The 10,531-nt window shown below is 60.1% G+C and carries 7 protein-coding genes; all 7 read left to right on the top strand.

The annotated features are described in order from the left end of the window. The coding region (locus AKL27_RS21490; RefSeq protein ID WP_083439206.1) for a YadA family autotransporter adhesin at nt 1–2,217 on the top strand (2,217 nt) is incomplete at its 5' end. Nucleotides 2,218–2,334: 117 nt separating this feature from the next. Continuing rightward, entirely contained in the window at nt 2,335–2,829 is a 495-nt protein-coding gene (locus AKL27_RS21485; protein ID WP_050464908.1) for a DUF4019 domain-containing protein, read from the top strand. A 233-nt stretch (nt 2,830–3,062) separates the two neighbouring features. Continuing rightward, the gene (locus AKL27_RS21480; RefSeq protein WP_050464907.1) at nt 3,063–4,778 is read left to right on the top strand and encodes a chloride channel protein; all 1,716 of its coding nucleotides are present in this window, start codon (nt 3,063–3,065) and stop codon (nt 4,776–4,778) included. Nucleotides 4,779–5,071: 293 nt separating this feature from the next. Beyond that, nucleotides 5,072–7,999 carry a bifunctional glycoside hydrolase 114/ polysaccharide deacetylase family protein gene (locus tag AKL27_RS21475; RefSeq protein WP_232311060.1) on the top strand — a complete coding sequence of 976 codons (2,928 nt, stop codon included), beginning with the start codon at nt 5,072–5,074 and terminating at the stop codon, nt 7,997–7,999. Between the two features lie 305 nt (nt 8,000–8,304). Then, nucleotides 8,305–8,835 (top strand): DUF302 domain-containing protein, encoded by a 531-nt coding sequence (locus AKL27_RS21470; RefSeq protein WP_050464915.1) that lies wholly within the window; start codon nt 8,305–8,307, stop codon nt 8,833–8,835. Nucleotides 8,836–8,937: 102 nt separating this feature from the next. Further along, the gene (locus AKL27_RS21465; RefSeq protein ID WP_198156045.1) at nt 8,938–9,930 is read left to right on the top strand and encodes an MBL fold metallo-hydrolase; all 993 of its coding nucleotides are present in this window, start codon (nt 8,938–8,940) and stop codon (nt 9,928–9,930) included. Nucleotides 9,931–9,968: 38 nt separating this feature from the next. Further along, nucleotides 9,969–10,400: a DsrE family protein gene (locus tag AKL27_RS21460; protein ID WP_050464905.1), complete on the top strand. Its 432-nt coding sequence runs from the start codon at nt 9,969–9,971 to the stop codon at nt 10,398–10,400. Nucleotides 10,401–10,531 lie beyond the last annotated feature (131 nt).

Here is a 10,531-nt window from a genome sequence, read left to right as displayed (position 1 = left end):
GAGGTATCGGTCGGTGCGCCCGGCAGCGAACGCAAACTCACCAATGTGGCCGCCGGCAGTGCGACTACCGATGCCGTCAATGTCAGTCAGTTGCAGGCGGTGGCATCGAATCTGGCGACAGTACAGGGCAGTGCGTTGTTGTGGGATAACACCGCCAACGGTGGCACCGGCGCCTACAGCGCCACGCATGGCGCGGTCACCGCCAACAAGATTACCAATGTAGCGAACGGCCTTGTCAGTGCCGGCAGCAGCGATGCCGTCAATGGTGCGCAACTGTTTGCGGTAACTGGTGACACCAGCACCACCTATGTCACCAATAACGGCAGCGGCATCACCTATGCGCGCACCAATGATCAGGGCCTGGCGGCCAACGATGCCCATGCTTCAGTGGCGGGATCGACGGCGCTGGGCTATGCGGCGACGGCATCGGCGGCTGATGCGCTGGCGCTCGGTCGCAACACGACTGCCAGTTTTGCCAACAGCGTGGCGCTGGGGGCCAACTCGGTCACCAGCGTGGGGGCGCAAAGCAATTACACCGCTTTTGGTCTGGTGGCCTTGCAAAATTCGGTTGGTGAAGTGGCGATCGGGTCTGCCGGCAATCTGCGCAAGCTCACCAATCTGGCCGCCGGCAGTGCCGCCACCGATGCCGTCAATGTCAGCCAGTTGCAGGCGGTGGCATCGAATCTGGCCGGGGTGCAGGGCAATGCCTTGCTGTGGGATGCCACTGCCAATGGTGGTAACGGGGCTTTCAGCGCATCGCATGGCGCGGTTGCTGCCAACAAGATCACCAATGTCGCGAATGGCGACGTCAGCGCCGGCAGTACCGATGCCGTCAACGGCGGCCAGTTGTATGCCTTGGTCGGCAACACCTCGACCACGTACACCAACAGCAATGGCACCGGTATCAAATATATCCGCACCAACGATAATGGTCTGGCGACGGATGACGCCCATGCGGCGGCGCAAGGGGCGACGGCGGTCGGCTACAACGCGCAAGCCAACGGCCTCAATTCGCTGGCGCTCGGCAATACCGCGAAGGCAGCGGCGGATAACGCGATTGCGATTGGCAATGTGGCGGTGGTTTCGGTAGCCGGCGGGGTGGCGCTGGGCGCCGGCGCGATCTCGGACCGCGCGATTGCCGCCGGTGCCGGGCTCATCAGCGGCACGGCGGTGCCTTACAACACGACGGACAAGATCTTGCTCGGCGCAGTCTCGCTCGGCGACAGCACGGCCGGAACCTATCGGCAAATCATCAATGTCGCCGACGGTACGCAGTTGCAGGATGCGGTGACAGTGCGGCAACTGAGCGGTGCGCTGGCATCGATTACGGCACCGGTTGTCGCTTCGCAATTTTTCCATGCCAATTCGACCGGCGGCGATTCGCTGGCAATCGGGCAGGATGCCATTGCCATCGGTCTCGACACGGTAGTCAATGGCGACAACGGTATCGGCATGGGACACGGCGCCAGCGTGGCCGGCACTGCGGCCGGCGGGGTGGCCATCGGCATGAATGCGCAATCGATGCAAGCGGATGCCATTGCCATGGGCAGCGGTGCGATTGCCGGCGGTGCGCAATCGATTGCGCAGGGCGCCAATGCCAAAGCCAGTGCCGTCGGCAGCATCGCGTTCGGTTCCGGCGCCACGGCGACGCATGCCGATAGCATCGCGCTCGGTTCCGGCTCGGTGACCACGGTCGGCGCGCAGACAAATTACACCGCGTATGCCCTGGTGGCGCTGCAAAATTCGGTCGGTGAAGTCAATATCGGCAACCGAAAAATTACCGGCGTTGCGGCCGGCACTGCCGACAGCGATGCCGTCAATGTGGCGCAACTCAAGGCGGTCGTGGCCGGTTGCACCGGCTGCACCGGTGGTCCTGGCGGCGGCAGTGCCTCGACCAGCGATATCAACAGTGCAGTGTCCCAAGCCAAGAGTTACACCGACAGCCGCATCGATACCTTGCGCAATGACATCGACAAGAACCGGGATGATGCCAACGGTGGTACGGCATCGGCGATGGCGGTAGCGACCCTGCCGCAACCATCGGCGCCGGGCAAAAATCTGCTGGCGTTCGCCAGCAGTACCTTTCAGGGCCAGACCGGTCTGGCGCTGGGGCTGTCGTCGATGACCAATGACGGACGCTGGATCGTCAAGGCGGCAGCCACCACCAATAGTCGTCGTCAGAGCGGGGCGTCGGTGGGTGCCGGTTATCAGTGGTAGCAACACAGCAAGCAGCAATAACGGTAGCAGCACGGGCAGCATCTTGAGCAGATCACGGGCTGAGGATCGCAACAGATACTGCAGAGTTGATTTCTATTCACTTGAGGGAAGATGAACATGGCTACATTTGAATCGCTGAAGAAAATCGGTAACGCCACCATGCTTGCGCTGGCAACAGGTCTGGCGGTATCGCCGGTATCGCCGGTGGCGGCGCAGACCCCGACCTCGGTCGACACGGCGCTTGCCGTTGCCACGCAATGGGCGCTGCTGGCCGACTCCAGTCAAGGCGAGCGCATGTGGAACGTGAGCGGGCCGGTAATGCAGAAGAATGTGCCAAAAGACGAATGGAATCGCTATCTGGCAGCGCTGCATGGTGAACTGGGGCGGGTCGCGAAACGCGAATGGGTGCAGATTGTACGCATCTCGAATCCCGCCAATTTGCCACCGGGAGAATATGTGAATGTGGTGTTTTCTTCGCGTTTTTCGAATGCGCCGACGGTCGAAAAGGTTTCCCTGACGCAGTCCGGTGGCAGATGGATACCGGTCGGCTACGTTGTCAACCGGGTTGAATCTTCACCAGCGCCGGCAGCCGCACCGCCGCTGGCACGCTGAGCCGGGCGACTGGCTGCGGCCTGATCGGGGCCTGATTGCGGCGCATCAGGCTTGCGTACATTCCCGGTTTCAAGGCTGTGTAAATATATATCATGTTGTGATATATTTGCCGTGTATTCCGCTCTGGAAAAGGCGGCGGCGTCTTCTTTTGCATTGCCCGTCATCGTGCCCACAGCGGTATATGCAGCACGCTACTCCCGGCGTGCCGCAGCGCGCCTCGGAACCTGCACGTCATGCGTACGACAAAAAGAGACTATTCGGTTGATCAGCGCCTGTTGCTGTTGGCGGCGCTGGCTTTGCTGATCGGCGTCATCAGCACGCTGGCAGCCAATTTGCTGCTGAAGCTGATTCACTTGTTTACCAATCTGTTTTTCTTCCAGACTTTTTCCTTGCTGGATCGCAGTCCGGCTTCCAATGGCATGGGAGTGTGGGCGATCCTGATGCCGGTCGCCGGTGGTTTGCTGGTCGGCTTGCTGGCCCGTTACGGCAGCGAAAAGATTCGGGGGCACGGCATTCCGGAAGCGATGGAAGCGATCCTGTTTGGCAAAAGCAAAATGTCAGCCCGCATCGCGTTGCTGAAACCGCTGTCGTCCGGCATCGTAATTGGCAGTGGCGGTCCGTTCGGGGCCGAGGGACCGATCATCATGACCGGCGGTTCGCTGGGGTCGCTGGTCGGGCAATATCTGCATTTGACGGCGGCAGAACGCAAGGTGCTGCTGGTGTCGGGAGCTTGTGCCGGCATGACGGCGATTTTCGGAACGCCGGTGGCAGCTTTGTTGCTGGCGGTGGAATTGCTGCTGTTTGAACTGAAGCCGCGCAGCCTGTTGCCGGTCGCGCTGGCCTGCGCCATGGCTGGATTCTTGCGCCCCTGGCTGTTCGAGGCCGGACCGTTGTTTCCGCTGACCACGGCACCGGTGACGGCGATTGCATTCGGCTCTTGTGTGGTCGCCGGTTTGCTCAGCGGCGCCTTGGCCGGCTTGCTGACGGTGGCGTTGTACAAAACCGAAGATTGTTTTGAAAAATTGCCGTTGCACTGGATGTGGTGGCCGGCCATTGGCGGCTTGATTGTCGGCATCGGTGGTTACCTCGAACCACGCGCCTTGGGTGTCGGTTACGACGTCATCGGCGATCTGCTGCATAACCGGCTGGCGCTATCGGTAGCGCTGGCACTGTTATCGGTCAAGGCCGTGATCTGGGTGGCGGCGCTCGGCTCCGGCACCTCGGGCGGGGTATTGGCGCCGTTGCTGATGCTGGGCGCCGGATTGGGGATTGTGCTGTCGCCGGTCTTGCCCGGCGGCTCGCCCGGCTTGTGGGCGCTGGTATGCATGGCGGCGGTGTTGGGCAGTGTGTTGGGGGCGCCGCTGACAGCCATCGTGTTCGCCTTTGGCCTGACCCATGACAGCGAAGCCATGCTGCCGCTGATGCTGACCACGGCCGTGGCGTGCGGCGTGACGGCACTGGCCATGAAGCGGTCGATCATGACCGAAAAGATCGCGCGCCGTGGTTTGCATATTCATCGCGAATACAGTGTCGATCCGCTGGAGCGTCAGCATGTCGCCGATGTCATGACGCATCTGCCGGTGACAGTGGATGGTGCGCTCACCGTCGCCGCCGCGCTGCATCAGTATTATGGCCGGCAAGCATCGCACCGGGCCTACCCGGTGGTACAGGACGGGCGTCTGCTGGGGCTGCTGACACAGGAACGCTTGCAGGGACAAGCGGCGTACAAATCGTGTGCGGAACTGTTTTCCGACGCGCCGCATGCCTTGTTGCCGGGTGCTTCGGCCCGCAGCGCAGCTGGCCGCATGGCGCAACTCGGCGTGAGCCGGCTGGCGGTGATCGACAGTGAACTCAGCATGAAGCTGATCGGGATTGTCACGGTACGCGACTTGCTGCAAGCCAGCCGCAAGGATTTGCATGAAGAGACGGTGCGCGAGCGTTTGCGTTGAAGGTGTGGTTAGTGCCGCCGCTGCGTCACACCAATATTGTCTTCAGGCATGTGTCATGCCGTACGCGAGCGTCGATGAGTGATCGCGCCGGCAATGGCTGAGCTGCCAGCGGTATGTAAACGCGAGCCAGGAAAAGCATTAATTAATTATCCAAAAAACAACATTTCAATTTCGTAAATCTTCTACAATCCTTGCTCGATTGATCGCCGTGGACCTCGTTACCCGGCATAAATCACTGCACGGCGTGCGTCGTGTCCGGTGGTCACGGTTACTGCTTCGGAAATGGAATGAAGATGAAAATGCTAAGGCGCTCACTGGCGTTGATACTGTTGCTGCAACTGTGCCGCGCCGATGCGCAGGCGCCGGCAGCACCACCGGCGGCAGTCATGACAGCAGCGACGGGGCCGCAATCGGCGGCCTTTTTTTATGGCGCCAAGCCGCCGTTATCCGATTTGCAGGCATTTGAGATTGCCGTTGTCGATCCTGAATTTGTTGCTGATCCGGCGCGCAGCAAACGCGCTGCTGCCGACGGTGCGCATGAATTGTTTGCCCATGTCAGTCTTGGCGAAGTGGCGCAGGGGCGCAGTGATTACCAGCAACTGCCGCCATCCGGTATCCGCAGCGAGAATGCCGGCTTGAAGAAAAGCATCATCGATCAGACCGCGCCGGGCTGGCGTGAATTCTTTCTGTCGCAAGTGATTGCACCGCTGTGGGCCAAGGGCTGGCGCGGATTTTTCATCGACCAGCTGGATGCTTATCAGCGCTTTGCCAATACCGATGCCGAGCGTGCCGCGCAAGTACAAGCCATGGCAGCGACGTTGCTGGAATTGAAAAAACGGTATCCGGAAGCGCGTCTGATACTGGACCGCGGCACCGCGTTGTTGCCGCTGGTCGCGCCGCAGATTTACGCGGTCGCCTCAGAGTCGGTGTATCGCAGTTATGATGCCGGCAGCCGGCGTTATGCGACGCTGTCCGATGCCGAGCGCGCCAATGCGCTGGCGCGTCTGGCCGAGATCCGTGAGCGTTACCACGTGCCGGTGATCGCGCTCGATTATGTCGATCCGGACCAGCCCGGAGCGCGGCAATTGGCGCGTGATACGGCGCAGAAAATCAAGGCCGCCGGCTTCACGCCGTGGGTCGCCGATGGCGCCTTGCGGTCGCTTGGCGTCGGCAGCGTCGAAGTGATCCCGCGCACCGTGCTCGTATTGCTGGACGTCGCCAAGGGTGAAGATTTGCATACGTCGGAAGCACAACGCTTTCTTGGCATTCAGCTCAACTATCTGGGCTTGCGTTACGAATTCGTCGATCTCAACAAGGACACACTGCCCACAGGCGCGATGGCGGGGCGCTATGCCGGCGTCGTCACCTGGTTCCGTGGCGGCGTTTATCATCAGCAATTGTTGCCGTGGCTGAAAAAACGCATGAATGAAGGGGTGCCGATTGCCATCTTCAGCAAGCTCGGCTTTCAATTGACGCCGGCCGCAGCCGCCCAGTTTGATCTGACGACCGTCAACGGCGGGCGCCCGGACATGCTGACGATTGTCGCCAGCGACCGCAACCTGATCGGCTTTGAAGTCGCACCGCGCCCGGATCGCAATGAGGTGGACCTGTTACGGCTGGCCAAAGCCAGCGACAGATCCCTGTTGCGACTGGCCGATGGTCGCGGCAATACCTATGATGCTGCGGCGATCACGTCGTGGGGCGGCTTTGCGCTGGCGCCGTTTGTGGTGACCAGCCTGCCGGTGGTCGATGAGCCGGACTGGGTATTGCAACCGATGAAGTTTTTGCAGGCGGCACTGAGGCTGCCGCCGATGCCGGTACCCGATGTCACCACCGAAGGCGGACGCCGGATTCTGATGAGCCATATGGATGGCGATGGTTTCCCGTCCCGTGCCGAAATGCCGGGCACGCCGTTCGGGGTCGAAGTATTGCAGCGCGAAATCTGGGACAAGTATCGTTTGCCGATCACCATTTCGGTAGTCGAGGGCGAACTCAGCCCGAACGGCATGTATCCGGAACTATCGGCCCAGACCCAGGCGCTGGCGAAGAAGATGTTTACGCTGCCGTATGTCGAACCGGCCAGCCATTCCTTCTCGCATCCGTTCTCGTGGTCCGATGTCATGCACGATACCGGCACGGTAGATTTGCCGCATGACGGCGAGGCGTCGCCATCGCTCAAGATCCCTGATTACACCTTCAATCTGCAACGCGAAATCAAGGGCTCGATGGATTACATCAATAGTACCTTGTTGAGCGGCGGCAAAAAAGCCGAACTGTTTTTCTGGACCGGCAACTGCGTGCCGATGCCGTCAGCCATTGCGCAAACCTATCTGGACGGCTATCTGAACATGAATGGCGGCGACACCATGATCACGGAGAGCCGCAACAGCTGGACCGAAATTGCCGCGCACGGGGTGCGCAAGGAAGGCTGGTATCAGGTATTCGCACCGAATCAGGATGAGAACGTCTATACCAATAACTGGACCGGACCGTTTTACGGTTTCGAACGGGTGATCGAAACCTTCAAGCTCACCGATGAACCGATTCGTTTCAAACCGGTGGATATTTACTATCACTTCTATGCCGGCACCAAACCGGCGTCGATCGTGGCGCTGAACAAAATTCATCGCTGGGCCGTAGCGCAACCGTATACGCATCTGTTCGCCTCGCAGTACATCCGCAAGGTGCTGGATTTCGAAAACACCAGTTATGCCCGCGCCATCGACAGCGATGCACTGATAATTCGCACCGGCAAGAACTTGCGCACACTGCGCCTGCCGCCGGGAGGCGCAGCGCCATCGCTGAGCGCCAGCAGCGGTCTGGCCGGAGTCGCGCCGGGACCGTCCGGGCAATATCTGATCATGAGCGGCGGCGAAGCCCGCATGGTGATGCAGCCGCAGGAAAAAGCGGTCATTGCCTTGTATGAAGCCAGCGGTGCCGTCAGCGATTTCAAACGCAGCGAGGCCGCAGGCAGCAAGTGGTTGAATTTCACGCTGGCGGCCAACGGCAATGCCACGTTCAGCGTCAGCGGCGCCTCGCGTTGCAGCGCCACCGCCGATGGCAAGAGCCTGAGCCGCGCGGCCGGCAACAAGAACAGCGTGGCATCGAGCAAGTATGCCGCCAGCGGCGACAGCGGCGCGATCACGCAATTCGATATCAAGACCGGTCCCGACGATATTGCCACCATACTGCACAAGGTTGCGGTGCAGTGCGGCGCCTGAGTCAGGCGGCGGCAACGCTGCCGGCAAACCTGCAATGAAAGGCGCTGGACATCACCGGCAACAACACTGGCCGGCGGCTGGCAGCGGCGTCGTTTTCATTGTGTCCTTTATCCCGGTCCAGACTTAAGGTATATAGTACGGCTGCCAGAGCGTACCGGATGTCAGTTGCGCTCGTAACTAGTCAGGTTGTCGGGATGCAAATAATACATTGGGAAAAACAGCGGCGGGTCGCACTGCAGCCGGGGATGCAGCCGTGGAAACAAGGGCCGGGCAGGCGTTGGCGCCGGTGGCTGCCGCTGCTGGCCATGCCGCTGCTGCTGAGCGCATGCGGCACCTGGCGTGCAATCGGCAACAGCGAAGAGGGTTCGGGCGCCGAAGCGATGCGGGTCTGGGATCGCTGGGTCGCGTCGGGCGGCGATATTGCCGCTGCCACCACCTGGGAACGCAAGGTCAAGGATGGCGTGACCATCGAAGAAGTGGAACAGGCTTTTGCCAGCGTCGCCGCAGAAGACAATATCAAGGCGGTCGGCGAGTTTCCCTTGTCGCGCGAACTGGAAGCGCGCACCGGCAAACCGGAGCGTTTTCTCAAAGTCTATTCGTATTGCAGTCCCGCCACCGCCCGCGAGATGGTCGATTTCAGTCCGCACATGGCTGCGTATTTGCCATGTCGCATCACGGTGCTGGAAAAAGAAGATGGCCTCTGGATTTATTCTTTGAACATGGACATGCTGATCAAGATGGGCCGCAAGTTGCCGCCAGCGCTGAAGAAGTCGGCGCTGCAAGTGCGCGAGACGGTCTGGAAAATGATGGAGCGCGGCGCCAACGGCGAATTCTGAGGTGGCATCGCGCTTGACACGGGGGCGGTTCATTTGGCAGTATTTGGCTATATAACTATATAAGCAAATTCCGTATGTGCTTGCGGATGCCCCGGAGACCCCATGCACCGCTTCCTGTTTCAAATCCCTTATCGTTTTTGTCTGGCTGTGAGTCTGGCCGTGATTGCCATGCTGGCGCCGCTGGCACCGGCACTGGCTGCGACCGACATGGCGCTCAAGCCGATTCAGGTGTCGCCGCACGTCTATTATTTTCAGGGTGAACCAGGCATGGCGAGTGCCGCCAACAAGGGCTTCATGTCGAATGCCGGTTTTGTGGTGACGGCCGATGGCGTGGTGGTGTTCGATGCGCTGGCGACGCCGGCGCTGGGCGAGGCGATGCTGACGGCCATCGCAGCGGTGACGCCGCAGCCGGTCAAGCTGGTAGTGATCAGTCATTATCATGCCGACCATTTTTACGGTTTGCAGGCATTCAAGGCGCGTGGCGCTCAAGTCTGGGCGCACGCCAATGGCAATGTCACGTTGCATTCCGACCTGACCCAGGAGCGACTGGCGCAGCGCCGTACCGATCTGGCGCCGTGGGTGAATCAGCAGACCCGGCTGGTGCCTGCCGATCGCTGGCTCGATTTCACGCAAGACAACACCATTTCGTTCACCATGGGCGGCATGCATTTCCGGCTGATTGATTCGAGCGGCGCACATTCGCCGGAAGACATCATGATGTATGTCGATGAAGAGCGAGTGCTGTTTGCCGGCGATCTGTTCTTTACCGGCCGCATCCCGTTTGTTGGCGGGGCTGACAGCAAGGTCTGGCTGCACGCCCTGGAGCGCATGCTGGCTACCGATCCGGTGGTCGTAATCCCGGGGCATGGCAAGATGTCGTCGCAGCCGCTCAAGGATATGCAACTGACCCGCGATTACCTGATTTTCCTGCGTCAGCAAATGGGCGCGGCGGTCAATGATCTGACGCCGTTCGAAGAGGCTTATGACAAAGTTGACTGGTCACGGTTTGAACAGTACCCGGCGTTTCGCGATGCCAATCGTATCAATGCCTATGGCACCTATCTGTTGATGGAAAAAGAAAGTCTTGCCAAATAATCAAGGCTGTAGAACCGGATTTACACTTGGAGATGAACATGAAGCTGTTACGTAACCTGTTTTTTGCAGCGCTGGCGCTGGTGGCTGGCCTGAGCGCGGCACATGCCGCTGATCGTGCCGAGAAGGTGGTGTATCACATCACGGACAGTGCCAACGCGACGGCGGCACTGAACAATATCCGCAATCATCTGAATGCCAGTCCCAAGGCACAGATCGTGGTGGTGGCGCATGGCGCCGGCATCGACTTCTTGCTCGACGGCGCCAAGAACAAGAACGGCAATCCCTATGATGTGGTGGTGCAGCAGTTGGTGGATACCGGTCACGTGCAATTCCGCGTCTGCAACAATACGCTGGAAGCGCGCAAGATCGACAAGAAGGAAGTGATTCCGGAAGCCACCATCGTGCCGTCCGGTGTGGCCGAAGTGGCGCGCCTGCAATTGCAGGAAGGTTATGCCTATCTGAAGCCTTGATGTCTTGATGCCAGGCGCAGGATCGCGGCAGCCGGCGGTGCCCGGCATATATGTCGCTATGCAGCATCGACAGAAGTTGCTACCATGATCAGCGTACCGTCCCGCGCCAGCGCTCAGTTGTTTCTCTTTGG

It is taken from the genome of Herbaspirillum autotrophicum, assembly GCF_001189915.1.
Lineage (GTDB): Bacteria > Pseudomonadota > Gammaproteobacteria > Burkholderiales > Burkholderiaceae_D > Herbaspirillum > Herbaspirillum autotrophicum.
The sequence above is the reverse complement of the archived record's forward strand: the minus strand, read 5'-3'. Positions and strand labels throughout refer to the sequence as shown.

Coding starts and splice junctions, on each gene's coding strand:
- AKL27_RS21470 (WP_050464915.1), top strand. CDS start 8,305: ATGCCGCTGCTGCTGAGCGCATGCGGCACCTGGCGTGCAATCGGCAAC.
- AKL27_RS21485 (WP_050464908.1), top strand. CDS start 2,335: ATGGCTACATTTGAATCGCTGAAGAAAATCGGTAACGCCACCATGCTT.
- AKL27_RS21480 (WP_050464907.1), top strand. CDS start 3,063: ATGCGTACGACAAAAAGAGACTATTCGGTTGATCAGCGCCTGTTGCTG.
- AKL27_RS21460 (WP_050464905.1), top strand. CDS start 9,969: ATGAAGCTGTTACGTAACCTGTTTTTTGCAGCGCTGGCGCTGGTGGCT.
- AKL27_RS21475 (WP_232311060.1), top strand. CDS start 5,072: ATGAAAATGCTAAGGCGCTCACTGGCGTTGATACTGTTGCTGCAACTG.
- AKL27_RS21465 (WP_198156045.1), top strand. CDS start 8,938: ATGCACCGCTTCCTGTTTCAAATCCCTTATCGTTTTTGTCTGGCTGTG.